This window comes from Pseudomonas monsensis (genome assembly GCF_014268495.2).
GTDB classification, from domain to species: Bacteria; Pseudomonadota; Gammaproteobacteria; order Pseudomonadales; family Pseudomonadaceae; genus Aquipseudomonas; species Aquipseudomonas monsensis.
Genome location: NZ_CP077087.1, coordinates 4,308,562 through 4,332,857, shown reverse-complemented (window position 1 = coordinate 4,332,857; position 24,296 = coordinate 4,308,562). Strand labels below are relative to the sequence as shown.

Genomic DNA, 24,296 nt, shown 5'->3' with positions numbered 1-24,296 from the left:
CGCGATGCTACGATCCGCTGGCCCCGATCATCGGAACCGACCATGCAAGAAGACCTCGACGCCCCCGCCCGTAAACGCGCCCATAACCTGGCGCATGACCTGGTGGAGAAACTCACCCAGAGCATCCTGCTCGGCCAGTTGTCGCCCGGCGACAAGCTGCCGTCGGAGAACGCCATCGTTCAGGAACACGGCGTCAGTCGCACGGTGGTGCGCGAAGCGATTTCCAAATTGCAGGCGTCGGGGCTGGTGGAGACGCGGCACGGCATCGGCACCTTCGTCATCGAGCGCGCTGCCGAGCAGGGTTTGCGCCTGAATGTCGATACCGCGCTCGGTGTGCGCAGCATTCTTGAGTTGCGCATGGGCCTGGAGACGCAGGCCGCCGCGTTGGCAGCGCAACGGCGCAGTGAGCAGCAACTGCTACAGATGCGTCAGGCGCTGGATGACTATCAGCGTCTGCTGGACAGCAACGACAGTTGCGTTGAGGCTGATCGGCGTTTTCATCTGTTGATCGCCGAGGCCACTGGCAACGTCTGCTTCAGCGAAATCATGCAGCACCTGGGCAACGCAATGATTCCGCGCAACCGGCTCAATGCTGCCGAACGCGGAGCGGCAGATCTAAGCAAGCTGGGGCAGTTGGCCAACCTCGAACACGAGGCGATCCTGAATGCGATCAAGCGTCAGGACCCCGATGCGGCACGCGCAGCGATGTGGCTGCACCTGACCAACAGTCGCGACCGCTTCAGTGCGCAGGGTTGATCGCCGTTGGTCCGTTCAATAGCACGCCGCCTGCCGGCACGCTTCCAATCAGTACGGCCCGGATGTTCCGGACCTCCTGTGTGAGGTGTGTCATGGCGAATGATTTGCTGTTTCAGGGTGGTGTGTTGCCGACTGATCCGACCCGGCCGGTGCCCGGCACGGAGGAGCCGACATTGGCTGATCATGATGCGCCGCCGGGTATGAGCCCGGGGCGCGATCCATTGAGCGACGCCGATCGGCCGGAAGACTGGAAGGACCCGGCGGCGGACGATGATGTGCCACCGGCGGATGTTCCGACGCCGCTGTCGGATGATCGCAGGTAATAAAACCCCGGGTTTTGGTGCCGGGCTTTTTTGTCGGTGGTCAGTTGCACTGTGTGTTGTTCATGCCGGCCTCATCGCGGGCAAGCCCGCTCTCACAGTGGTGTCATGGGATTTGGTGTTCGACATCTGCCCTGTGGGAGCTGGCTTGCCAGCGATGGCGGCGGCAATGCGGCTGAAGATCAGTGGCCCCCTACAGGGTAGTGCATGCCCTCATACGGGATTCGTAGCTACATCCCGCATCAGCAACCCAAAGCGCAAATCCACCGCATCCGGAATCGGCAGGTACACCGTGTGCCCGTCCCCCGGTGCAACTTCGATCGCTTCCCCCTTGGCACTCTGCAACTGGTGCAGATCAAAGTGGAAATTGCCCTTGGGCGTCATCAATTCCAGATGGTCGCCCAGTGCAAAGCGGTTCTTCACCTTGACCTCGGCCAGCCGGTCGCGGCGTTCGCCGGTCAGTTCGCCAACGAATTGCTGACGTTCCGACACCGAACTGCCGTGCTGATAGTTCTGGTATTCGTCGTGCACATGCCGGCGCAGGAAGCCCTCGGTGTAGCCGCGCTGCGCCAGTGATTCCAGATCGCTCATCAGGCTGCGATCGAATTCGCGCCCGGCGACTGCATCGTCGATCGCCCGGCGATAGACCTGCGTGGTGCGTGCGCAATAGAAGTGCGACTTGGTGCGACCTTCGATCTTCAGCGAGTGCACGCCCATGCGGGTCAGGCGCTCGACGTGCTGGACGGCGCGCAGGTCCTTGGCGTTCATGATGTAGGTGCCGTGCTCGTCTTCAAACGCGGGCATCAACTCATCTGGGCGATTGGCTTCCTGCAGCAGGAACACCTGATCGGTCGGCGCGCCGATGCCCAGGGTCGGCTCGGGCTGGAAGGTTTGGACGATGTCGCCGAGCTGGTTTTCCGTGGCTTCCTGCGCCGAGTATTTCCAGCGGCAGGCGTTGGTGCAGGTGCCCTGATTGGCGTCGCGCTTGTTCATGTAGCCCGACAGCAGGCAGCGCCCGGAGTAGGCCATGCACAGTGCGCCGTGGACGAACACCTCCAGTTCCATGCCCGGCACCTGCTCGCGGATTTCGCCGATTTCCTCCAGCGACAGTTCCCGCGAGAGGATGATCCGGCTCAGCCCTTGTTGCTGCCAGAACTCGACGCTCGCCCAGTTCACGGTGTTGGCCTGCACCGACAGATGAATCGGCATCTGCGGAAAATGGCGGCGTACCAGCATGATCAGGCCCGGGTCGGACATGATCAGTGCATCCGGCGCCATCTCGATCACGGGCGCTAGGTCCTTGAGGAAAGTCTTCAGCTTGGCGTTGTGCGGCGCGATGTTGACCACCACATAGAAGCGCTTGCCTTGTGCCTGTGCCTCGCGAATCCCCAACGCCAGGTTGGCGTGGTCGAATTCGTTGTTGCGCACCCGCAGGCTGTAACGCGGCTGACCGGCATACACCGCATCGGCTCCGTAGGCGAAGGCGTAACGCATGTTTTTCAGGGTGCCGGCGGGGGCGAGCAATTCCGGGGCGGTGAGGGCTTGGGTGAGAGTCATGGCGGCGTCGATGGCAAAAGCGCGGCAGCGTAAGGCGGATGTCCGCGCGGGTTATTGATCTGGATCTATGTTTCGGCGCGTCGCGCCGATCTGTGCAAAAGCAGCACAGATGATGTGCTGCTTGTCGTGTTTTCTGCCCGGCGGCGAGTTCTTAACCTTTGCCCATCATTCAACCGAGCAAGGACATTCCCATGCAGCGCTTCACCCGCCGTTTCCTCAGTGCCTGTGCATTTTCCGGGGTGCTGGCCAGCACTGGCGCAGTTGCCGACAGTCAGCCGACCCTTCGGGCGATGTCCGGCGCGACTCCGCTCAGCCAATTGCCCGCCGGCAAAACCGCCTTGCTGGTGATCGATTTCCAGAACGAATACTTCAGCGGCAGGCTGCCGATCCCGGACGGTGCTGCTGCACTGGCGAAAACCCGTGAACTGATCACTTTCGCCGACCGCCACCACATTCCGGTGTACCACGTGCAGCACGTTGCGCCGGCCGGTTCGCCGGTGTTTGCCAGCAATGGCGATACGGTGAAGTTTCACCGGGACATGCAGCCACGGGCGCAAGACGTCGTGCTGCAAAAGAACACCGTCAGCGTATTTGCCAGCACCGATCTGAACCAGCGCCTGAAAACCTCCGGCATCGACACGCTGATCGTCTCGGGCCTGATGACTCACGCCTGTGTGGCTGGAGCCGCGCGGGATGCAGTGCCGCTCGGTTACAGCGTGATTGTCGCCGCCGATGCCTCGGCAACCCGCGCCATTACCCGTGCCAATGGCACGGCCATCGACAAGGACTCCCTGCACAAGGCTGCGCTGGCGGAAATCGAGGACACGTTCGGCGATGTCTTGAGCACCGGACAAATCGTCCGTTTGCCGGTTCAATAAGCGGGCTCAGGCTGATCCGCAACTATGCTCCATGAATAAAGATGGCACTCGTGCAGGCCCCGATTGACTAAGGTTCGGGGCGTGCATGACGCCTGACTGACATGGATCGGACATGAACCAAAAAAATCTTCAATTCAAATCCCTCACCGTGCTGCTGTTGCTGGTCACGGTGGCGTTTATCTGGATCCTGCTGCCGTTTTATGGCGCGGTGTTCTGGGCGGTGATCCTCGGCATCCTGTTTGCGCCGATGCAACGCCGGTTACAGCAGAAATTCGGCTGGCAACGCAACCTGACTGCTTTGTGCACCCTGGGCATTTGCCTGATCATTGCGATTCTGCCGGTCATCATCCTCAGCGTGTTATTGGTCCAGGAAGGCGCGACGCTGTACAACAACATCGAAAGCGGTCAACTGGACATCGGCGCCTATCTGGCGCAGTTCAAACACAGTCTGCCGCCTTACTTTCAGCATTTGCTTGATCGCTTCGGCATGGGCGAACTCAACGGTCTGCGCGAGAAAATCGTCAAGGCGTCGATGCAGGGCAGTCAGGTACTGGCCACTCAGGCCTTCAGTTTCGGTCAGGGCACGTTCGAGTTCGTGGTCAGCTTTGGCATCATGCTGTACCTGCTGTTTTTCTTTCTGCGCGATGGCGCCGAGCTGGTGCGCAAGGTGCGTACGGCCGTACCGCTGGAAGAGAGTCACAAACGGCGTTTGCAGTTGAAGTTCAACCGGGTAGTGCGCGCAACGGTGAAGGGCAACCTGGTGGTAGCGGTCACTCAGGGCGCATTGGGCGGGGCGATTTTCTGGTTTCTCGACATCCCCAGCGCACTGCTGTGGGCCGTGCTGATGGGCTTTCTGTCGCTGTTGCCGGCGGTGGGGGCGGGGATTGTCTGGGCGCCGGTGGCGGTGTATTTCCTGCTCAGCGGGATGATTTGGCAAGGCGTGGTGTTGGCGTTGTTCGGGGTGTTTGTGATCGGCTTGGTCGACAACGTGCTGCGCCCGATTCTGGTGGGCAAGGACACGCGTATGCCCGATTACTTGATCCTGATCTCGACCCTTGGTGGCCTCGCGGTGTTCGGTCTCAACGGCTTTGTCATTGGCCCGTTGATCGCGGCCCTGTTCATGTCCAGTTGGGCGCTGTTCATCGAGACCAAACCGAAAGTCCAGTTGCCTTAGGCTTGAAACGGCTCGCCAACGATTTTCTGCGACAAGGCCTGCGCCGCCGGCAGCGAGGTGAGCGGGCCGCTGATCGGCTCGCCATCGCGCACCAGATACCAGCAGGCGAGCAGGCCCGACGCTCTGAGCGCGGCGGGAACGGCGCTGCCGATAACGGACATGATTTGAACCTGAGCCATGACAAGGACCTCCATCAAACGATGGGGCTACCTTAGGGATTCAACGGTTGCAGGGACAATCAACGCTTTCGATAGTAGTCATTGATGCCGTTGAGGGCTGATCAATCGACCACTTGATCGAGCATGTGCATGACCTCGCGCTCGTTGAGCAAGCCCTTGTGCACGAGGTTCTCCGTCAGTAGCGAGAGAAACTTGGCACAACGGTGACCTTCAAGGTGCTTGAGCTCGGTCAGGGCGCTGTACACCTTGCTGGAGGTGCAGAGGCCGACAATGCGGTGCGGGTTTTGTGTAGGCATGTAATCGTCCTTGTTCTTATCAACCTGTTGTTTGCGGACGGATTCAGATTGCGGTTCCGTCATGACAAAAAGATGACCGTTGTGTGCAAAAGACCATAACGCTCGCAACCATCATGCCGACTTTAGCGGGTGAGACTGTCTCCACAGCGACCTTGGCGAGATTTTTTCAGACCCTGGCCGACCGGCGGTCATAAAAAAGCCCCGCTCTATAAAGCGGGGCTCTTTGTTTTCGGTTACCAGCGTGGGCCACCGTAATAGTGCGGGCGACCGTAATAGCCACGCGGCGGGCCGTAATACACCGGAGCCGGTTGCACGTACACCGGTTGTTGCACATACACCGGCGCTGGCTGGTAGTAGACCGGTGGCGGTGGTTGCTGCACATAGACCGGTGGCGGCGCATACACCGGCGCCTGTTGCACATAAACCGGGCGATCCTGGTTGATAAGCGCCGAACCGATGATGGCCGAGCCGACGATTGCGCCAAACACTGCCGGCCCCTGCCAGCCACCGCCATGGGCTTCTGCTTGCCCTGTGACAGCAAAGGCACCGATCAGCAGGGCGACGATAGGGAGTTTACGAATCATGATAATTCCTCGGTTCTTCAACCCGGCATCGGGGCCTGCACCAGGCCCACAGTTGTCGCGGGGATATCTCTAAGACAGCGAAATTCGGAAAATCAGCACAGCCGCTGGGTAAATTTTGTGTAAGGTCTGTACCGGCTTCTTTACTGGGCCATGCGCTGGCCGCGGCACACGTTTAAAACAGGCCGCTATGATCGTTCAGAACCTGATGGGCTGGCTAATCCCGTCCATCCGAAAGTGCGTTTGAAGGAGAGATTTCATGCAGATGAACCCGAACAAAGACACCCAGCTGTGCATGTCCCTGTCCGGCCGGCCGGGGAATTTCGGTCTGCGTTTTCATAATCATTTGTATGAGCAGTTGGGCCTGAACTTCTACTACAAGGCGTTCAGCAGCCAAGACCTGCCCGGCGCAGTCGGCGGCATTCGCGCCTTGGGCATTCGCGGTTGCGGCGTGTCGATGCCGTTCAAGGAAGCCTGCATCGCATTGGTCGATGAGTTGGACGCGTCGGCGGCGGCGATCCAGTCGATCAACACCATCGTCAACACCCAAGGCCATCTCAAGGCCTACAACACCGATTACATTGCGGTTGCGCAACTGTTGGAAACCCACGCCGTGCCCAAGGATTCGACTTTTGCCTTGCGCGGCAGTGGCGGCATGGGCAAAGCGGTGGCCATTGCCTTGCGCGACGGTGGCTATAAAAACGGCTTGATCGTCGCCCGTAACGAGCGCGCCGGGCGGGCACTGGCCGAATCGCTGGGCTATCGCTGGCAAGCCGAACTGGGCGATGAGCGCCCGCAGATGCTGATCAATGTCACACCGGTGGGGATGGATGGCGGGCCGGAGGCGGGGCAACTGGCGTTCGAACCTGAAGTGATCAACGCGGCGGACACGGTGTTCGATGTGGTGGCGATCCCGTCAGAAACGCCGCTGATCGTGCGTGCTCGCGCTGAAGGCAAGCGGGTGATTACCGGGCTGGAAGTGATTGCGATCCAGGCGCTGGAGCAGTTTGTGCTGTACACCGGGGTGCGGCCGACGGAGGAGCAGTTTGCGGCGGCGGTGAATTTCGCACGGAGCTGATTGTTTCGCTGAGCGGGCGGGCCTGATCGCCAGCAGGCGGTGGGAGCGGGCTCGCTCCCACCGTAAAACTGCTGTGTTTATTCGAGGCGTGCCAGGCGTTCTTCCAGCGCAGCAATTCGCGCTTCCAGCTCTTCGATGCGTTCTACGGAAACGCCTGTGCCCGCACGTTCCTGCGGATTCTGCCGCGCTGCCATGATCGCCTCGATGTCTGCCGGATCGCCCAGCGCATGGGTGTAACGGTCTTCGCGCTGCCCGGCCTGACGCGGGATCAGCACCGCCAGTCCGCGTGCGATCAGGCGCTCGAGCTGGTGCACCACTTGCTCGGCATCTTCAAAGTCATGCATGCGGCCGCTGCGTGTCAGCAGCTCATTGACGGTTTGCGGGCCACGCAGAAACATCAGTCCGCTGAGCACCACCTGGGCTGGCACCAGTTCCAGCGCCTTGTCGACCTTGTGCTCCCAACGGTCGGCACGACTGCCCATCACCAGCTTGGCGAAACCACGGCCCTCAAGGGCACGCAGGCTCTGGCCGACCTGGCCCTGGGTCAGGTTCATCACCGGTTCCCGGCTGGTTTTCTGGTTGCACGCGAGTACCAGTGCATTGAGCGTCAGCGGATAGGTTTCCGGGCTGGTCGCCTGTTTCTCGATCAGCGCACCGAGAATGCGGATTTCCGTGGCGTTGAGCCGTGGCTCGTCGAAGGTTGCTTCAAGTTCTGTGGTCATCGCGCGTTCCCTCTGCAGTCGAAGGCGCCTAGCCTAATCCTTGCCAAACAAAAGGCAAGCCGTGCGGTCATCAAGCATGGCTATAATCGCCTCCACGTTCCACCCAGCCATCACACGAGACTGCCATGACCATTTCCCTGTACGCCGCATCTGTCCCGGTTTTTCAACAAATGCTCAACGCCATGAGCGATGTGCTGAAGAAGGCTGAAGCCCACGCCACCGAGAAAAACATCGACCCGAACGCTTTCCTGCAGGCACGCCTGTACCCGGACATGTTTCCGCTGATCCGTCAGGTCCAGATCGCCGTTGATTTCGCCAAAGGCGTTTCCGCGCGTCTGGCCGAAGTCGAGTTGCCGAAGTACGACGACAGCGAAACCACCTTCGCCGAGCTGCAAGCGCTGATCGCCAAGGTTCTGGCCTTCATCGGCGAGATCAAGCCTGAGCAGATCAATGGCAAGGAAGGCATCGAGATCGTGACCCGTCCGGGCACGCCGAAAGAGAAGCGCTTCAGCGGTCAGGCTTATCTGCTGACCTACGGCCTGCCGCAGTTCTTCTTCCACGTCACCACCACCTACGCACTGCTGCGTCACAACGGTGTTGAAGTGGGTAAACGCGATTACATGGGCGCGTTCTAAAACACCCGGCAACAAAAAAGCCCGCCAAGGTTTACGCCTTGGCGGGCTTTTTGTTTTTCTGGGCAGGAGCGAGCCTGCTCGCTCCCACAAGGTCGGGTGTCAGGCGGTGCGTTGGGCTTTCGCTTCTTCGCCCAGGCACGCTGCTGCGGTAAACAGTACGTCGGTAGACGAATTCAACGCCGTCTCCGCCGAATCCTGCAGCACGCCAATGATGAAGCCCACTGCCACTACCTGCATGGCAATCTCGCTCGGGATACCGAACAGGCTGCACGCCAGGGGGATCAACAGCAGCGAACCGCCGGCCACACCCGAAGCGCCGCACGCGCAGATCGCCGCGACGACGCTGAGCAAGATTGCGGTCGGAATGTCCACGGCAATGCCGAGGGTGTGCACGGCCGCCAGGGACAGCACAGTGATGGTGATCGCCGCACCGGCCATGTTGATGGTCGCGCCCAGCGGGATCGACACCGAATAGGTGTCTTCATGCAGGCCCAGGCGCTTGCTCAGCTCCAGGTTGACCGGAATGTTCGCCGCCGAACTGCGGGTGAAGAACGCGGTGATGCCGCTTTCGCGCAGGCACTTGAGGGTCAGCGGATACGGGTTGCGACGCAGCTTCCAGAACACGATCAGCGGGTTCATCACCAGCGCCACGAACAGCATGCAACCGAGCAGCACCGCCAGCAGGTGCGCATAGCCGATCAGTGCGTCGAAACCGGAGGTGGCCAGGGTCGACGCCACCAGCCCGAAAATACCCAGCGGTGCAAAACGAATCACCACGCGCACGATCAGGGTCACGCCGTTCGACAGGTCGCCGAGCACTTCACGGGTGGTGTCGCCGGCATGGCGAATCGCGACGCCCATGCCGATCGCCCAGGCCAGAATGCCGATGAAGTTGGCGTTGATCAGCGCGTTGACCGGGTTATCCACCACGCTCAGCAACAGGCTTTGCAGCACTTCGCCAATGCCGCCCGGTGCGGTCACCGAAACGTTATCGGTGGACAGCACCAGATGCGAGGGAAAGGTCATGCTGGCAATCACCGCCACAACGGCTGCCGCGAAGGTGCCCAGCAGGTACAGGAACAGAATCGGCCGGATATGGGTTTCCTGGCCGTGCTTGTGGTTGGCGATCGAGGCCATCACCAGCACGAATACCAGAATCGGTGCCACGGCTTTCAGTGCCGAAACAAACACTTTGCCGATAAACGCAGTGCTTTTCGCCGCTTCCGGGGCGAACAGCGCCAGGGCGATACCGGCGATCAGGCCGATCAGGATCTGCGTGACCAGGCTCAGGTTCTTGAGGCGTTGCAGGAGAGAAGGGGATGAAGCGGTCATAACGGCATCTCTGATTTTTTATAGGGGTGCAAGGTGCATGAGGGTAGCGTTAAAGCGGGGGCAGGCCACCGTCATGCCGCGAACGTGCTGATGCGATATCAACGCTAATAAACTCGGCGTTGAACAAGCTGTACGTTTTTCAGGGCGCGGACTTTATCACAGCGCAGGCCTTATCCTTCAGGCCTGTGACGATCTGCCACCGATCATGTCGGCAAGATCGACAGGTTTGTGCAAGTCAGTGCGGACACTCTCTGTTAAGATTCTCCATCCTCATTTTCAAACTCTGCCAGCGGACCTCCGGGTCAACGCTGGTGTCGTCGTTTTGCTGGAGTTGCGCATGCTGTTGCCCATTCTTCTGTTGTCCGCCGCCGGTTTCACGGTGCTGACCACGGAATTCGTTATCGTCGGCCTGCTGCCGGCGATTGCCCGAGACCTTGAAGTCACCATCCCGCAGGCCGGATTGCTGGTCACTCTATTCGCTTTTACGGTCGCGATGTTCGGGCCATTCCTTACTGCGTATTTCGCCCGATTCGAGCGCCGCCGGCTGTTTATCACCATCCTGATCATGTTCGGTCTGGCCAATACCGTGGCCGCGCTGGCGCCGAATATCTGGGTCATGGCGATTGCCCGATTGATCCCGGCGCTGGGGCTGCCGGTGTTCTGGGCGCTGGCCAGTGAAACGGCGGTGGACATTGTCGGGCCGGATTACGCCGGTCGCGCCATCGCCAAGATCGGCTTCGGGATTGTCTGTGCCACGGTGTTCGGCATTCCGGTCGGTACGCTGATTTCCGATGCGTTCGGCTGGCGCAGTGCCTTTGGCATTCTGGCGGTGATCGCGTTTGCCAAGGCCTTGCTGTTGTTTGTTTACCTGCCCAAGACCAGCCTGCACCAGCATCAGGTCAGTTTCCGCTCGCAGTTCAAGATCCTGCGCAGTCCGTTGATGATCGGGCACATCCTGCTGTCGATCCTGGTGTTTAGCGGCATGTTTACTGCTTATACGTATCTGGCGGACATCCTTGAGCGCCTGGCCGGTTTCAATGGCACGGTGGTCGGCTGGTGCCTGATGGGCTTCGGTGCGGTCGGCTTGATCGGCAACTCGCTGGGTGGCCGTGCGGTGGATCGTCATCCGCTCGGGGCGTCGGTGTTGTTCTGCGCGTTCATGATTGCCGGCATGGTGTCGCTGGTGCCGAACATCCATTCGCCGCTGGGCCTGGCGGTGGCAATGGGGATCTGGGGCGTGACTCAGGCTGCGTTGTTCCTGGTCAGCCATGTGCGCCTGATGAAAGCCGCACCGGAAGCGCCCGCGTTTGCCGCTTCGTTGAACATCGCCGGGGCCAACCTGGGGATCGGCCTGGGCGCGATGATCGGTGGACGGGTGATCGACAGTGCCGGTCTGGGCTTCCTCGGGTTCGCCGCCGCCGGGTTCATCCTGCTGTCGGTGTTCCTCGCCATGGTGCTGATGACCCTCAAGCCGCGCGACGCCTGCGCGCAAGCGTCATAGCGCGGTAAACAGCTCGCGTCGGGCACCTTCGGTAATCGCCACAATGCCGGGGTGCTTGACCTTGCGTTCTACCGAAATCGCGTAGAACGACTCGGTCACCGCGTCCGTCTGGCCAATCAATTCCACGCCGTACTGGCGCTTCACTTCATCGGCAATCACGCTCGGGCCGATAAAAATCCCGCTGCCGGACTGGCCGAACGCCTGCATCAAGGCACTGTCATCGAATTCGCCGACGATTTGCGGCTGGACCTGCTGCTCGGCGAACCAGCGCTGCAAACGGCTGCGCACCACGGTTTCCGCTCCGGGAATCAATAAGGGGGCGCCGTGGAGGCTGCGCGGGAAGTCTTGTCCGTATTGAGCCGCCAGCTGCGCGGTGGCGAAGAAACTGATCCCGCATTCACCGAGTTTCTGACTGTAGCCCTTGATGTCGAGGTGCGAAGGCATCGGGCTGTCGGAGATCACCAGATCCAGGCGCTGGATCGCCAGGTCCGCCAGCAAACGTTCGAGTTTGTCTTCGCGGCAGGTGATGCGCAGCGGCTCGTTCAGCTCCATGGTCGGCGCGATCAGCCGGTAGACGATGGACTTGGGCACCACGTCCGCCACGCCGACCCGAAACAGGATCTGCTGTTCATTGGGTTGCGCGCGCAGCATCAGTTCCAGCTCGCCGCCGAGCTGGAACATCTGCTCGGCGTAGGGCAGGGCCTGGCGCCCGGCTTCGGTCAGTTCAAGTTGCCGGCCGACCCGTCGGAACAACTCTATGCCGTAGGTTTGTTCAAGCAGCGAAATCTGCCCGCTGATGGTCTGTGGCGTCAGGTTCAACTGTTCGCAGGCGCGCACGATGCTGCCGGTCTTGGCGACCACCCAGAAATAATGCAATTGTCGGTAATTGAGCATAAGCCCGCAGTCCTTGTGTGGGCGCTGCCGGAGGCTGTGATCCTTTGATCCTGTTTTTCAAGAAACAAAGATCGCAGCCTGCGGCAGCTCCTGCATGAATGTTTGGGTTCGTAAAAACCGAAGTATAGCCGCTAAAAATACGAATTTTCCTGAAGTGTCTGCTTGCCTAGAATGCCCAGCCATCGACGGCCGGTCTGCGACCCTGTCTGTTCATTCGAAGGAAAGCCCAATGAAATACACAATCCCTGCGTTGATGTTTACGTCTTTACTGCTCATGGCCGGTTGCGATCAGGCGGAAAAGAGCGCCCAGCAGTTGATGGGCAAAGCCGCCGAAAGCGCCAAGCAGGCCATCGACGACACCCACAAGGCCGCCGAACAAGCGCTGAGTGACGCCACGGGCGGGTTGATCGAGAAAAAAGAAACACCGGAAAAAGACGCGGAAAAATCCGAATCTTCCTCCAAGACCATTTAAACCGTCGTACAACGAGTCAGGACTGACCCATGGAATATCTATTAGAACTCGCCGCCAGCCCTGCCGCCTGGGTTGCTTTGGCCACACTGGTGGTGATGGAGATCGTGCTCGGCATCGATAACCTGATCTTTATCTCGATCCTGACCAACAAACTGCCCGAGCAGCATCGGCAGAAAGCCCGTCGCATCGGTATCGGCATGGCGTTGATTCTGCGTCTGGCCCTGTTGAGCACCATCGCCTTTATCGTGCAGTTGACCGCCCCTGTGATTGAAATCATGGGCCAGGCATTCTCCTGGAAGGACATGATCCTGATTGCCGGTGGTCTGTTCCTGGTGTGGAAAGCCACGACCGAGATCCATCACAGCATGGACCCGGCGCCGGAAGACCCGAAAACCGCGACATCGACCGTGACTCTGGGTTTTGCTGCCGCCATCGGTCAGATCTTGATGCTGGACATGGTGTTCTCCATCGACAGCATCATTACTGCGGTGGGCATGACTGAGCACTTGCCGATCATGGTGATCGCGGTGGTGGTCTCGGTGCTGGTGATGCTGTTCGCGGCTGAGCCTCTGGCCAAGTTCATCAACGACAACCCGACGGTGGTGATGCTGGCCCTGGGCTTCCTGATCATGATCGGCATGACGCTGATCGCCGAAGGCTTCGGCGCCCACGTACCGAAAGGCTATGTGTATGCGGCGATGGCGTTCTCGGCAGCGATTGAAGTGCTGAACATGCTGTCGCGCCGGACGAAGCAGAAGAAGCTCGCTCAGCAGGCTTAATCGGCAACCAAGTAAAAAGGCCGGCTGGACTCCTGGAGTCCAGCCGGCCTTTTGCTTTATGCAGGAACTGCCGAAGGCTGCGATCTTTTGACGTTCATGATCAATGGATCGCGGTCTGCGGCAGCGCTTGCATCGGGTTTATGTCAAACGACCTGTCAGTGCGCAGTCGCGTGGCGCACGCGTTGTTTTTCCGGTTTGTGAGTCGGCGCCAAATCGACAGGATGATGGTGGCGCCGGGCAATACGCAGCACACCCCACAGCATGGCGGTGGCAACGGCCAGCCAGCCGGCAATCAACATCACGATGGTCATGGTCAGGCTCATCAGTGCCTCCTCTTCGCCCTGCATCGGGCGCACACTTATTCAATTCGCTCTGTTTCAGTGACAGTCTAGACAATGCGGTGTTTCAGGCTATTGACCAAAGGTCGCTGGTGACCAATCAGTTCGCTCTATGCAAACGCTGCGGCTACGGTTTAAGGCTATACCGCAGCCGTGCGCGGCCCTATGATCGCTGGCGTTGCCGGAACACGATGACCGGCGTCTGAACAGAGAGTAACGATGGTCCAGGTATTTTCTCGAATTCGTGTGGCGCTGCTGGCGGCCGGTTGCGCGGCGCTGCTGGCCGGTTGTGCGGGCAGTGTGGCGCCAGAGGTCAAGCGTTTGCCGGAGCGGGTCGAACTCAGTGGTACGTTCTATCGGGGCGACGCCCATCAGAGTGGGCCGCAAGTGTTGGCGAGCCTGTTGTCGCAGCAGGGCATCGTGACCACCCCGGGCCTGCTGGAAAAACCGCTGCACCTGCCCGGTGGCGAAGACAAGCTGCAAGAGAATATCCAGAACCTGGCCCGCGAGTACGGCATGGTGGTCTACCCGCTGGACGCCAACCTGCCGGCGCTGCTGACGCAGGTCGCGGCGGGATACCCGGTGATGGTGCGTTTCAGCGAGGGCGCGGCGTTCTGGGCGGAACCGCGTTACGCGATCCTGTCCGGCTATGACCGCAATAAACAGAAGGTGCTGCTGCGTGCCGGTATGAACCGTCGCGAACTGATGAGCTTCAGTTCCTTCGAATCGGCGCTGGAGAAGTCAGGTGGCTGGGCGATCCTGATTCAGAAACCTTCGCAGATTCCGGCGGCAGTCGACCGTGGCCGTTGGCTCAAGGCGGCCGATGAGCTGGCTCAGGCCGGTCAGGAAAACGAAGCGGCACAGGCGCGCAAGGCGCTGGCTGCGCACTGAGGCTCCGTTCGTCATTTGCCGGGCACGACTGCGCCCGGCAACCCTCCAAATCATAGAGCCCGCTTTTCGCGGGTGAACCAGGAGGCGACATGACAGATTCCCCATCACCGAAAGGCCCGCATTCTTCCGAGCATTCCTCGGGAGATGATCTGGGGTTTGATCCGGACTCGCCTGACCTCGATGATCCGCAGGTCGACCCTGTCGGCCCGGCCAAGGCGCCTCTCGATGTGGTGCCCGGCGAGGACCCGAAAAAACCTGCCAGGCCCTACGATCCCTTAGCCAATCTGAAACCTTGATGTGAGGTGCGTATGAGTACCGATTCAAGCTTCGATGACCAAAAACCGGACAGCGTGCCGACCACGCCCGAGACCGATATCGACCCGGTGCTGGACCCGGACAGCGCGCTGCGCGACCCGTTGGCCCGACCGTTGGTGGCGCCCGGACTGTTACCAGATCCGCAAAAGGGCGATGGCATCCCGGATGATGATCAGATGCCATTGCCCAATGATTGAGCAAGGCTGACCGGCGGACTGCCTTTGTAGTGAGGGAGCAAGCTCCCTCACCTCGGGGAAATCTGTCTGAAAGCGTGTTGAATTACTTCGAAGCCTCAACCACGCCGCTCTGCCGCGACTTGAGGTTTTTATCCGCTTTGTATTGCTGCGCCACTGCCGGAACGCTGGCGCTTCTGCCGGTTTCCACCCAACTGCGGATACGGCTGGCATCGGCAAAATGGGTGTATTTGCCAAACGCGTCGAGAATCACCAGGGCGACGGGGCGATTGCCCATCTTCGTCACCAGGACCAGGCAATGACCGGCCGGGTTGGTGAAGCCGGTTTTGGTGATCTTGATGTCCCAGTCGGCTTTGTTCACCAAATGATCGGTGTTGCGAAAGCCCAGGGTGTAATTGGGTTTGCGGAACGAAACGGTCTTTTCCTTGGTAGTGGTCAGCTCGCTGAGAATCGGATGTTTGCTCGCCGCTACCAGCAGCTTGCTCAGGTCGCGGGCCGTCGAAACGTTGCGCTCCGACAGGCCGGTCGGTTCAACGTAGTGGGTGTGGTTCATGCCCAGTGCCTTGGCCTTGGCGTTCATCGCAGCAATAAACGCTGCATAACCACCGGGGTAGTGATGGGCGAGGCTGGCGGCGGCGCGGTTTTCCGAGGACATCAGGGCGATCAGCAGCATTTCGCGGCGCGGCAGTTCACTCTTGAGTTTGACTCGGGAGAACACGCCCTTCATTTCCGGCGTGTTGCTGATATCGACATTGATCCATTCGTCCATGTTCTGCCGGGCTTCGACCACCACCAAACCGGTCATCAGCTTGCTGACGGAGGCGATCGGGACGATCACGTCAGGGTTGCTGGAATAAATGACTTTATTGGTCTGCATATCCATGAGCAGAGCGCTGCCGGAGGCGATCTTCAGTGTCGAAGCATCGCGAGGGGCAGCGGTGGTTTCCGCAGCGTTGATCGTTGGCGTGATGAATGTGCCTGTAAAAGCGAAAAACAGGCTCAGAATCGAAAGACGAATTTTCACGCGGGCGAACTCATAAAGGTTGGATATTCCGTTAGTTTGTAACGGGTTATTTCTTCAAAGCGTCGCATTCTAGGAGTATGGCTGAAGATCTGTCGATGGTTGTTTGAATGACCTGAAAAACTCGTGAAAAGGCCTGTAAAAAGAGGGGTTTCCGGCGAACGGTTAGTGTTTTTTCTCAGGCATGAAAAAACCCGCACGAGGCGGGTTTTTCAACGGTGCAAAATACGCCTCAGGCGTGCAGGGTTTCCGCTGCGTAGAGGGTGTTTTCCAGCAGGCAGGCACGGGTCATCGGGCCAACGCCGCCCGGTACTGGCGTAATCCAGCCGGCGCGGGGCAGGGCGGTGTCATACACCACGTCACCGACCAGTTTGCCGTCGTCCTGGCGGTTGATGCCGACGTCGATCACGATCGCACCTTCCTTGATCCACTCGCCCTTGACCAGACCCGGCTTGCCGGCGGCCACGACGACCAGATCGGCACGGCCGATGTGTCCGGCCAGATCCTTGGTGAAGCGGTGCGTGACAGTGACGGTGCAACCGGCCAGCAGCAGTTCCATCGCCATCGGGCGACCGACGATGTTGGACGCGCCAACCACCACTGCATCCAGACCATAAAGGTCCACACCCGTGCTTTCCAGCAGCGTCATGATGCCTTTAGGGGTGCATGGGCGCAGCAACGGAATGCGCTGTGCCAGGCGACCGACGTTATAAGGATGGAAGCCGTCGACGTCTTTGTCCGGGCGGATGCGCTCCAGCAGTTTGGAAGCGTCCAGGTGCTCGGGCAGCGGCAGTTGCAGCAGCACGCCGTCGATTGCCGGATCGTCGTTGAGACGATCGATCAGATCGGTCAATGCTTCTTGCGTGGTTTCGGCGGGCAGGTCGTAGGCTTGAGAGAGGAAACCGACCTCTTCACAGTCTTTACGCTTGTGCGAGACATAAACCTGAGAGGCAGGATCGCTGCCGACCAGGATCACCGCGAGGCCGGGCGTGCGCAGGCCTTGCTGGCGACGCTCGGCAACACGTTGGGCGATCTGCTGGCGCAGGCTGGCGGCGATCGATTTGCCGTCGATTAGTTGTGCAGTCATTGCGCGTGATTAACCATCGAGAGGGGAAAAAATGAGAACGCATTCTCGCATGTCGAGCGATGAGGGCAAAGGCGCTTGGTCAGCAAATTCCCCTAACTCCTTTAATTAAATGAATTTTTTTCAAAAAGGATTTGACGACCTTCGGAGCGCTCTATACTATTCGTCGCACTTGTCGGGCACAGCCTAGCACTGGTTAAGAAGGTGAAGCGGAATTACGATTCTGTGACACTGGAAAGCACTTAGTTTGTAGTCCTTTAAGAGTACAGATTAATAAGGCGCCCGTAGCTCAGCTGGATAGAGCATCCGCCTTCTAAGCGGATGGTCGCAGGTTCGAGTCCTGCCGGGTGCGCCATTAGGCAGCTTTGGCACAAGTAGCGCGATATGGTGGGCGTAGCTCAGTTGGTAGAGCACGGGATTGTGACTCCCGTTGTCGTGGGTTCGATCCCCATCGTCCACCCCATATTTCGAAAGGCGCCGGATGTAACAGTCTGGCGCCTTTGCTTTAAAAGCTTCATCTGCGGATGTGGTGGAATTGGTAGACACACTGGATTTAGGTTCCAGCGCCGCGAGGCGTAAGAGTTCGAGTCTCTTCATCCGCACCAATTAAAGCTTCATTCATGCCTTGTGCCGGGTGGGGTTTCAACAAAGAAGTTATTTGGCTTTTTTGTTACGCAATATGGTGGGCGTAGCTCAGTTGGTAGAGCACGGGATTGTGACTCCCGTTGTCGTGGGTTCGATCCCCATCGTCCACCCCATATTTCGAAAGGCGCCAGATTTAACAGTCTGGCGCCTTTTTTGTTTTAGTGGTTTGGAAATCCGGCGATTGCCGGTTTCAGGTCGCAGGAGTAGGGCAGTTCGTCGTATTTGTGCGCCACGATGACGCTGCGCTGCTTGCCGGTCCTGCTTGCGGGAGCGGTCGTCAGGGAGTGATTGGCAGTCTCTTCTATATATAGAAGAGGTTGGCGCAGAGCCCTGGCGTGATTGGTTGTATTCGCCTGTGGGGCGTGCTGTATTCGTGCGGCGGTCCCGATAAATTGCCTGCTGTTTTTTTACCCGTTTTCAGTAGGGTGACTTCTTGAGTTTGACCCACTAGAATGCATGCCCTTGATTCTGGGGTCGGAAACGGCCGGCTAACGTCTGTGCAACGAGGAATATCCATGCAAGTTTCTGTTGAAAATACTACTGCTCTCGAGCGCCGCATGAGCGTCACCGTGCCGGCTGAGCGCATCGAGACTCAGGTCAACAAGCGTCTGCAGCAGACCGCCCAAAAGGCCAAGATTGCTGGCTTCCGTCCAGGCAAAGTGCCAATGAGCGAAATCAAGCGCCGTTTCGGTGCTGATGCTCGCCAGGAAGCTGTAGGCGACGTGATCCAGTCCTCCTTTTACGAAGCTGTGGTTGAGCAGAAGCTGAACCCGGCCGGTTCGCCGTCGATCGAGCCGAAGTCGCTCGAAGCTGGCAAAGACCTGGAATACGTAGCCGTATTCGAAGTGTTCCCTGAGTTCACCGTTGCCGGTTTCGAAGGCATCACCGTTGAGCGCCTGAGCGCTGACGTGGCTGACGCTGACCTGGACAAAATGCTCGACATCCTGCGCAAGCAGAACACCCGTTTCGAAGTGGCCGATCGTGCTGCCCAGAACGAAGATCAGCTGAACATCGATTTCGTTGGCAAGGTTGACGGCGAAGCATTCGCTGGCGGCTCCGCCAAAGGCACTCAGCTGGTGCTGGGTTCCGGTCGCATGATCCCTGGCTTCGAAGAAGGCCTGGTTGGCGCTAAAGCCGGTGAAGAGCGCGTTCTGAACCTGACCTTCCCAGAGGACTATCAGAACCTGGACCTGGCTGGCAAAACCGCCGAGTTCACCGTGACGGTCAACACCGTTTCCGAGCCAAAACTGCCAGAGCTGAACGAAGAGTTCTTCGCTCAATTCGGCATCAAGGAAAGCGGCATCGACGGTTTCCGCACCGAAGTTCGCAAGAACATGGAGCGTGAACTGCGTCAGGCGATCAAGTCCAAGGTCAAGAATCAGGTCATGGACGGTCTGCTGGCCACCAACCCGATCGAAGTGCCAAAGGCGCTGCTGTCCAACGAAGTTGACCGTCTGCGCGTGCAGGCTGTTCAGCAGTTCGGTGGCAACATCAAGCCTGACCAACTGCCGGCCGAGCTGTTCGAAGAGCAAGCCAAGCGCCGCGTCGTGCTGGGCCTGATCGTGGCTGAAGTGGTCAAGCAGTTCGACCTGAAGCCTGACGAAGCTCGTGTTCGTGACATGATTCAGGAAATGGCTTCGGCTTATCAAGAGCCTGAGCAGGTCGTGTCCTGGTACTACAAGAACGAGCAGCAACTGAACGAAGTGCGTTCGGTTGTGCTGGAAGAACAAGTTGTGGATACTGTTCTGCAGAAAGCTAGCGTGACCGACAAATCGGTCTCTTACGAAGAAGCGGTCAAGCCGGTAGAAGCTCCAAAAGCCGACTGATTGTTTTTGCGTTAGAAGTGCACACCATAAGCCAGCTCTCGAGCTGGCTTATGCGTATTCAAGACATAACTATTTGGGAGTGACTGCAGAGCATGTTCCGTAATTCGTATATTCAGCAGAACTCTGATATCCAGGCCGCAGGCGGCCTGGTCCCGATGGTTGTCGAGCAATCTGCTCGTGGCGAGCGCGCCTATGACATCTACTCGCGCCTTCTGAAGGAGCGTGTAATCTTTCTGGTGGGTCCTGTAGAGGACTACATGGCCAACCTGATCTGTGCGCAATTGCTGTTCCTTGAAGCGGAAAACCCGGACAAGGACATCCATCTCTATATCAACTCCCCGGGCGGTTCGGTGACAGCGGGCATGTCGATCTACGACACCATGCAGTTCATCAAACCCAACGTATCGACCACTTGCATCGGTCAGGCCTGCAGCATGGGCGCGTTCCTGCTGACTGCCGGTGCGCCGGGCAAGCGTTTCTGCCTGCCAAACTCGCGCGTGATGATTCACCAGCCACTGGGCGGTTTCCAGGGCCAGGCGTCGGACATCGAAATCCATGCCAAGGAAATCCTCTTCATTCGCGAGCGTCTGAACACGCTGATGGCCAAGCACAGCGGCCGTACTCTGGAAGAAATCGAGCGCGATACCAACCGCGACAACTTCATGAGTGCAGAAGCTGCGAAGGAATACGGTCTGATCGATGAAGTGATCAATCAGCGTCCAGCTTAAAAATAAGCAGCTCAAAACAGGCTTGGTCGGCTGGTCTGATCACCAGCGGGCTTGAAAAAGCCCGCAATAGCCTTCATCTTGTGTTGCAAGCCTATCGGATTTGGATCGAACGAATGACTGACACCCGCAACGGCGAGGACAACGGCAAGCTGCTCTATTGCTCCTTCTGTGGCAAAAGCCAGCATGAAGTGCGCAAATTGATTGCCGGCCCCTCGGTCTTTATCTGCGACGAGTGCGTCGACCTGTGCAATGACATCATCCGCGAGGAGGTGCAGGAAGCCCAGGCCGAAAGCAGCGCGCATAAATTGCCTTCGCCTAAAGAAATCAGCGGCATCCTTGACCAGTACGTCATTGGTCAGGAGCGTGCAAAAAAGGTTTTGGCCGTAGCGGTGTACAACCACTACAAGCGCCTGAATCAGCGTGACAAAAAGGCTGACGACGTCGAACTCGGCAAGAGCAACATCCTGCTGATCGGCCCGACCGGCTCGGGTAAGACCCTGCTGGCCGAAACGCTGGCCCGCTTGCTGAACGTTCCGTTCACCATCGCCGACGCAACCACCCTCACCGAGGCCGGTTACGTAGGTGAAGATGTCGAGAACATCATTCAGAAGCTGTTGCAGAAATGTGACTACGATGTAGAAAAAGCCCAGATGGGCATTGTCTACATCGACGAAATCGACAAGATTTCCCGCAAGTCCGACAACCCGTCGATCACCCGCGATGTTTCCGGTGAGGGCGTGCAGCAGGCCTTGCTCAAGTTGATCGAAGGCACGGTCGCTTCCGTTCCGCCGCAAGGTGGCCGCAAGCATCCGCAGCAGGAATTCCTGCAGGTCGACACCCGTAACATCCTGTTCATCTGCGGTGGTGCATTCTCGGGTCTCGAGAAGGTTATCCAGAACCGTTCCACCAAGGGTGGCATCGGTTTCAACGCAGAAGTGCGCAGCAAGGAAGAAGGCAAGAAAGTCGGTGAATCCCTGCGTGAAGTCGAGCCTGACGATCTGGTCAAGTTCGGTCTGATCCCGGAGTTCGTCGGTCGTCTGCCGGTTCTTGCAACGCTCGACGAGCTCGACGAGGCTGCGCTGATGCAGATTCTCACTGAGCCGAAAAATGCTCTGACCAAACAGTATGCCAAGCTGTTCGAGATGGAAGGCGTGGATCTGGAGTTCCGGACCGACGCACTGAAATCGGTCGCCAAGCGAGCCCTGGAGCGTAAAACCGGTGCCCGTGGCCTGCGTTCGATTCTCGAAGGTGTACTGCTCGACACGATGTATGAAATCCCCTCGCAGTCCGAGGTGAGCAAAGTCGTGATCGATGAAAGCGTCATCGAAGGCAAGTCCAAGCCACTGTATATCTACGAAAACAGTGAGCCGACGGCCAAGGCAGCGCCGGACGCCTAAGCGTCCACTCTGCTGCAATAAGGAAGGGGCCTTCGGGCCTCTTTTTTTTTATGTTGTTTTTTACATCCGCTTTGCGCTTGTTTTTTTTCAAGGCAGACCCCATCTTGGTTTCAAGCTTAATTCCATCTGATTACGGCCATATGGCCGCCGTAGAGGCGAAATCATGAAGACAACCATCGAATTGCCTCTCCTGCCATTGCGTGATGTCGTGGTGTATCCGCACATGGTTATCCCGCTGTTCGTGGGGCGCGAGAAATCCATCGAAGCTCTCGAGGCAGCGATGACGGGCGACAAGCAGATCCTCCTGCTGGCCCAGAGAAATCCGGCTGATGACGATCCCGGTGAAGATGCTCTCTATCGCGTAGGTACCATTGCCACTGTTTTGCAGCTGCTCAAGCTGCCTGACGGCACCGTCAAGGTGCTGGTCGAAGGTGAGCAGCGCGGTACCGTTGAACGCTTCAGCGTGATTGACGGGCATTGCCGTGCCGAAGTCTCGCTGATCGAAGAAGTCGATGCCGCCGAGCGCGAATCCGAAGTGTTCGTGCGCACGCTGCTGTCGCAGTTCGAACAATATGTGCAGTTGGGCAAGAAAGTCCCGGCTGAAGTCCTGTCGTCGCTCAACAGCATTGATGAACCGGGTCGCCTGGTCGACACCATGGCGGCGCACATGGCGCTGAAAATCGAGCAGAAGCAGGAAATCCTCGAAATCATCGATTTGTCGGCCCGGGTCGAGCACGTTCTGGCCTTGCTGGATGCCGAGATCGACCTGCTGCAAGTTGAAAAACGCATTCGTGGTCGCGTCAAAAAGCAAATGGAGCGCAGTCAGCGCGAGTACTACCTGAATGAGCAGATGAAGGCCATTCAGAAAGAGCTGGGCGACAGCGACGAAGGCCACAACGAGATCGAAGACCTGAAAAAGCGTATCGACGCTGCCGGTCTGCCGAAAGACGCATTGGCCAAGGCCACTGCGGAGCTGAACAAACTCAAGCAGATGTCGCCGATGTCTGCAGAAGCCACCGTGGTGCGCTCCTACATCGACTGGCTGGTGCAAGTGCCGTGGAAGGCGCAGAGCAAGGTGCGCCTTGACCTGGCGCGCGCAGAAGACATTCTCGATGCCGATCACTACGGTCTGGAAGAGGTCAAGGAGCGTATCCTTGAGTACCTCGCCGTGCAGAAGCGCGTGAAGAAGATCCGTGGTCCGGTGTTGTGCCTGGTCGGTCCTCCGGGCGTGGGTAAAACCTCGTTGGCCGAGTCGATCGCTCATGCTACCAACCGTAAATTCGTGCGGATGGCCCTGGGTGGCGTGCGTGACGAAGCGGAAATTCGTGGTCACCGCCGGACTTACATCGGTTCGATGCCAGGAAGATTGATTCAAAAGATGACAAAAGTGGGCGTGCGCAACCCGCTGTTCCTGCTCGATGAAATCGACAAAATGGGCAGTGACATGCGTGGCGATCCGGCTTCGGCGCTGCTGGAAGTACTCGATCCGGAGCAGAACCACAACTTCAACGATCACTATCTTGAAGTCGATTACGATTTGTCGGACGTGATGTTCCTGTGCACCTCGAACTCGATGAACATTCCGCCGGCATTGCTGGACCGGATGGAAGTCATTCGCCTGCCGGGCTACACCGAAGACGAAAAGATCAACATTGCTGTCAAATACCTGTCGCCAAAACAGATCGCTGCCAATGGTCTGAAGAAGGGCGAGCTGGAATTCGACGAAGAAGCGATCCGCGACATTATCCGTTACTACACTCGTGAAGCCGGTGTGCGGGGCCTCGAACGTCAGATCGCCAAGGTCTGCCGCAAGGCCGTGAAAGAACACGCGCTGGAAAAACGCTTCTCGGTGAAAGTGACAGCTGATCTGCTGGAACACTTCCTCGGTGTGCGCAAGTTCCGCTACGGTCTGGCCGAGCAACAGGATCAGATCGGACAGGTGACGGGCCTCGCCTGGACTCAGGTTGGCGGCGAATTGCTGACTATCGAAGCCGCAGTCGTACCGGGCAAGGGGCAGTTGATCAAGACCGGTTCGCTGGGCGATGTGATGGTCGAATCGATCACAGCAGCGCTCACCGTTGTCCGCAGCCGTGCCAAGAGCCTGGGCATTCCCTTGGACTTCCACGAGAAGCGCGACACGCACATTCACATGCCGGAAGGGGCGACCCCGAAAGACGGTCCTAGCGCCGGCGTAGGCATGTGCACGGCGCTGGTGTCGGCATTGACCGGCATTCCGGTGCGCGCCGATGTGGCCATGACGGGTGAAATCACTTTGCGTGGTCAGGTACTGGCAATCGGTGGCCTGAAGGAAAAACTGCTCGCGGCTCACCGCGGCGGAATCAAGATTGTGATTATTCCGGAAGAGAACGTGCGCGATCTGAAGGAGATTCCTGACAATATCAAGCAGGATCTGCAGATTAAACCGGTTAAATGGATTGACGAGGTCCTGCAAATTGCGCTGCAATACGCGCCGGAGCCCTTGCCGGATGTGGCTCCGGAGATAGTTGCCAAGGACGAAAAACGTGAGTCTGACTCTAAGGAAAGAATTAGCACGCATTAATACGTTTTTGCCTGGGGGGCTTCCTTGACAGCTTTTTAGAGCCCTTGTTATAAAGCGGCTCTTAAGTGTCTGTAGGCCATTCAGCACTCGTTTTTGCTTTCACCAAAAAACTTAGAATCATCTCAAAATAGATATAAGGGGAC

The 24,296-nt window shown here is 58.4% G+C and carries 26 protein-coding genes and 4 tRNA genes; 20 read left to right on the top strand and 10 right to left on the bottom strand.

All coding sequences use genetic code 11. The features are described from left to right. Positions 1 to 42 precede the first annotated feature (42 nt). Both HV782_RS19055 and HV782_RS19050 read left to right on the top strand, forming a co-directional pair. Positions 43 to 756 (top strand): FadR/GntR family transcriptional regulator, encoded by a 714-nt coding sequence (locus HV782_RS19055; protein WP_123462293.1) that lies wholly within the window; start codon positions 43 to 45, stop codon positions 754 to 756. Between the two features lie 92 nt (positions 757 to 848). Then, positions 849 to 1,079, top strand: a complete 231-nt coding sequence (locus tag HV782_RS19050; protein ID WP_128615629.1) for a hypothetical protein — start codon at positions 849 to 851, stop codon at positions 1,077 to 1,079. A 210-nt stretch (positions 1,080 to 1,289) separates the two neighbouring features. Here HV782_RS19050 and trhP read toward each other — a convergent pair whose 3' ends face one another. After that, positions 1,290 to 2,633 (bottom strand): prephenate-dependent tRNA uridine(34) hydroxylase TrhP, encoded by a 1,344-nt coding sequence (gene trhP, locus HV782_RS19045; protein WP_186748114.1) that lies wholly within the window; start codon positions 2,631 to 2,633, stop codon positions 1,290 to 1,292. A gap of 191 nt (positions 2,634 to 2,824) precedes the next feature. Here trhP and HV782_RS19040 point away from each other — a divergent pair, with 191 nt between their 5' ends. Both HV782_RS19040 and HV782_RS19035 read left to right on the top strand, forming a co-directional pair. Beyond that, entirely contained in the window at positions 2,825 to 3,511 is a 687-nt protein-coding gene (locus HV782_RS19040; protein WP_186748113.1) for a cysteine hydrolase family protein, read from the top strand. A gap of 112 nt (positions 3,512 to 3,623) precedes the next feature. After that, positions 3,624 to 4,685, top strand: coding sequence for an AI-2E family transporter (locus tag HV782_RS19035; protein WP_123462297.1), 1,062 nt, complete (start codon positions 3,624 to 3,626; stop codon positions 4,683 to 4,685). Here HV782_RS19035 and HV782_RS19030 read toward each other — a convergent pair. The 3 genes from HV782_RS19030 to HV782_RS19020 form a co-directional block, all read right to left on the bottom strand. After that, positions 4,682 to 4,864, bottom strand: coding sequence for a hypothetical protein (locus HV782_RS19030; protein ID WP_123462298.1), 183 nt, complete (start codon positions 4,862 to 4,864; stop codon positions 4,682 to 4,684). The genes HV782_RS19035 and HV782_RS19030 overlap by 4 nt on opposite strands. A gap of 101 nt (positions 4,865 to 4,965) precedes the next feature. Beyond that, entirely contained in the window at positions 4,966 to 5,160 is a 195-nt protein-coding gene (locus HV782_RS19025; RefSeq protein ID WP_123462299.1) for a hypothetical protein, read from the bottom strand. A 233-nt stretch (positions 5,161 to 5,393) separates the two neighbouring features. Then, positions 5,394 to 5,744: a hypothetical protein gene (locus HV782_RS19020; protein WP_093434008.1), complete on the bottom strand. Its 351-nt coding sequence runs from the start codon at positions 5,742 to 5,744 to the stop codon at positions 5,394 to 5,396. Positions 5,745 to 6,000: 256 nt separating this feature from the next. Between HV782_RS19020 and HV782_RS19015 the strand changes: the two genes are divergently transcribed. Next, complete coding sequence (locus HV782_RS19015) at positions 6,001 to 6,819, top strand: shikimate 5-dehydrogenase (RefSeq protein WP_186748112.1); 819 nt, start codon at positions 6,001 to 6,003, stop codon at positions 6,817 to 6,819. A gap of 77 nt (positions 6,820 to 6,896) precedes the next feature. On the opposite strand, the gene HV782_RS19010 is transcribed toward HV782_RS19015, so the two are convergent. After that, positions 6,897 to 7,541 carry a YceH family protein gene (locus tag HV782_RS19010; protein ID WP_123462301.1) on the bottom strand — a complete coding sequence of 215 codons (645 nt, stop codon included), beginning with the start codon at positions 7,539 to 7,541 and terminating at the stop codon, positions 6,897 to 6,899. A gap of 125 nt (positions 7,542 to 7,666) precedes the next feature. Between HV782_RS19010 and HV782_RS19005 the strand changes: the two genes are divergently transcribed. Continuing rightward, entirely contained in the window at positions 7,667 to 8,176 is a 510-nt protein-coding gene (locus HV782_RS19005) for a DUF1993 domain-containing protein (protein WP_123462302.1), read from the top strand. Positions 8,177 to 8,275: 99 nt separating this feature from the next. On the opposite strand, the gene sstT is transcribed toward HV782_RS19005, so the two are convergent. Then, positions 8,276 to 9,508 carry a serine/threonine transporter SstT gene (gene sstT / locus HV782_RS19000; protein ID WP_186748111.1) on the bottom strand — a complete coding sequence of 411 codons (1,233 nt, stop codon included), beginning with the start codon at positions 9,506 to 9,508 and terminating at the stop codon, positions 8,276 to 8,278. Between the two features lie 337 nt (positions 9,509 to 9,845). Here sstT and HV782_RS18995 point away from each other — a divergent pair, with 337 nt between their 5' ends. Continuing rightward, positions 9,846 to 11,009, top strand: a complete 1,164-nt coding sequence (locus HV782_RS18995; RefSeq protein WP_123462304.1) for an MFS transporter — start codon at positions 9,846 to 9,848, stop codon at positions 11,007 to 11,009. On the opposite strand, the gene nhaR is transcribed toward HV782_RS18995, so the two are convergent. Then, complete coding sequence (nhaR, locus tag HV782_RS18990; protein WP_186748110.1) at positions 11,004 to 11,903, bottom strand: transcriptional activator NhaR; 900 nt, start codon at positions 11,901 to 11,903, stop codon at positions 11,004 to 11,006. The two genes, HV782_RS18995 and nhaR, sit on opposite strands and share 6 nt — an antisense overlap. Positions 11,904 to 12,132: 229 nt before the next feature. Between nhaR and HV782_RS18985 the strand changes: the two genes are divergently transcribed. Beyond that, positions 12,133 to 12,375, top strand: coding sequence for a hypothetical protein (locus tag HV782_RS18985; protein ID WP_007965379.1), 243 nt, complete (start codon positions 12,133 to 12,135; stop codon positions 12,373 to 12,375). Between the two features lie 29 nt (positions 12,376 to 12,404). Next, positions 12,405 to 13,154 carry a TerC family protein gene (locus tag HV782_RS18980; RefSeq protein WP_123462306.1) on the top strand — a complete coding sequence of 250 codons (750 nt, stop codon included), beginning with the start codon at positions 12,405 to 12,407 and terminating at the stop codon, positions 13,152 to 13,154. A 155-nt stretch (positions 13,155 to 13,309) separates the two neighbouring features. Here HV782_RS18980 and HV782_RS18975 read toward each other — a convergent pair whose 3' ends face one another. Continuing rightward, a complete protein-coding gene (locus HV782_RS18975) occupies positions 13,310 to 13,477 on the bottom strand; it encodes a hypothetical protein (RefSeq protein ID WP_177490520.1) in 168 nt (55 codons plus the stop codon). A 234-nt stretch (positions 13,478 to 13,711) separates the two neighbouring features. Between HV782_RS18975 and HV782_RS18970 the strand changes: the two genes are divergently transcribed. The 3 genes from HV782_RS18970 (at position 13,712) to HV782_RS18960 (ending at position 14,895) form a co-directional block, all read left to right on the top strand. Beyond that, the gene (locus tag HV782_RS18970; RefSeq protein WP_123462307.1) at positions 13,712 to 14,383 is read left to right on the top strand and encodes a cysteine peptidase family C39 domain-containing protein; all 672 of its coding nucleotides are present in this window, start codon (positions 13,712 to 13,714) and stop codon (positions 14,381 to 14,383) included. An 89-nt stretch (positions 14,384 to 14,472) separates the two neighbouring features. Then, entirely contained in the window at positions 14,473 to 14,679 is a 207-nt protein-coding gene (locus HV782_RS18965) for a DUF6021 family protein (RefSeq protein WP_123462308.1), read from the top strand. A 12-nt stretch (positions 14,680 to 14,691) separates the two neighbouring features. After that, positions 14,692 to 14,895 (top strand): hypothetical protein, encoded by a 204-nt coding sequence (locus HV782_RS18960; RefSeq protein WP_123462309.1) that lies wholly within the window; start codon positions 14,692 to 14,694, stop codon positions 14,893 to 14,895. Between the two features lie 82 nt (positions 14,896 to 14,977). Here the strand turns inward: HV782_RS18960 and pbpG are convergent, their stop codons facing one another. Next, positions 14,978 to 15,916, bottom strand: a complete 939-nt coding sequence (pbpG, locus tag HV782_RS18955; RefSeq protein WP_186748109.1) for a D-alanyl-D-alanine endopeptidase — start codon at positions 15,914 to 15,916, stop codon at positions 14,978 to 14,980. Positions 15,917 to 16,145: 229 nt separating this feature from the next. Beyond that, positions 16,146 to 17,000 (bottom strand): bifunctional methylenetetrahydrofolate dehydrogenase/methenyltetrahydrofolate cyclohydrolase FolD, encoded by an 855-nt coding sequence (gene folD / locus HV782_RS18950; RefSeq protein WP_186748108.1) that lies wholly within the window; start codon positions 16,998 to 17,000, stop codon positions 16,146 to 16,148. Positions 17,001 to 17,275: 275 nt separating this feature from the next. Here folD and HV782_RS18945 point away from each other — a divergent pair. The 8 genes from HV782_RS18945 to lon all read left to right on the top strand — a co-directional run bounded on the left by HV782_RS18945 (position 17,276) and on the right by lon (position 24,153). Continuing rightward, a tRNA-Arg gene (locus tag HV782_RS18945) sits at positions 17,276 to 17,352 on the top strand. A gap of 32 nt (positions 17,353 to 17,384) precedes the next feature. Then, positions 17,385 to 17,460, top strand: a tRNA-His gene (locus HV782_RS18940). A gap of 57 nt (positions 17,461 to 17,517) precedes the next feature. Then, a tRNA-Leu gene (locus tag HV782_RS18935) sits at positions 17,518 to 17,602 on the top strand. Between the two features lie 77 nt (positions 17,603 to 17,679). Next, positions 17,680 to 17,755, top strand: a tRNA-His gene (locus HV782_RS18930). Between the two features lie 402 nt (positions 17,756 to 18,157). After that, positions 18,158 to 19,468, top strand: a complete 1,311-nt coding sequence (gene tig / locus HV782_RS18925) for a trigger factor (protein ID WP_123462312.1) — start codon at positions 18,158 to 18,160, stop codon at positions 19,466 to 19,468. Between the two features lie 92 nt (positions 19,469 to 19,560). Continuing rightward, entirely contained in the window at positions 19,561 to 20,196 is a 636-nt protein-coding gene (gene clpP, locus HV782_RS18920; protein WP_007951559.1) for an ATP-dependent Clp endopeptidase proteolytic subunit ClpP, read from the top strand. 113 nt (positions 20,197 to 20,309) lie between these two features. Then, a complete protein-coding gene (gene clpX / locus HV782_RS18915) occupies positions 20,310 to 21,593 on the top strand; it encodes an ATP-dependent Clp protease ATP-binding subunit ClpX (protein WP_003223632.1) in 1,284 nt (427 codons plus the stop codon). Between the two features lie 163 nt (positions 21,594 to 21,756). Next, complete coding sequence (gene lon, locus HV782_RS18910; protein WP_123462313.1) at positions 21,757 to 24,153, top strand: endopeptidase La; 2,397 nt, start codon at positions 21,757 to 21,759, stop codon at positions 24,151 to 24,153. Positions 24,154 to 24,296: the final 143 nt, after the last annotated feature.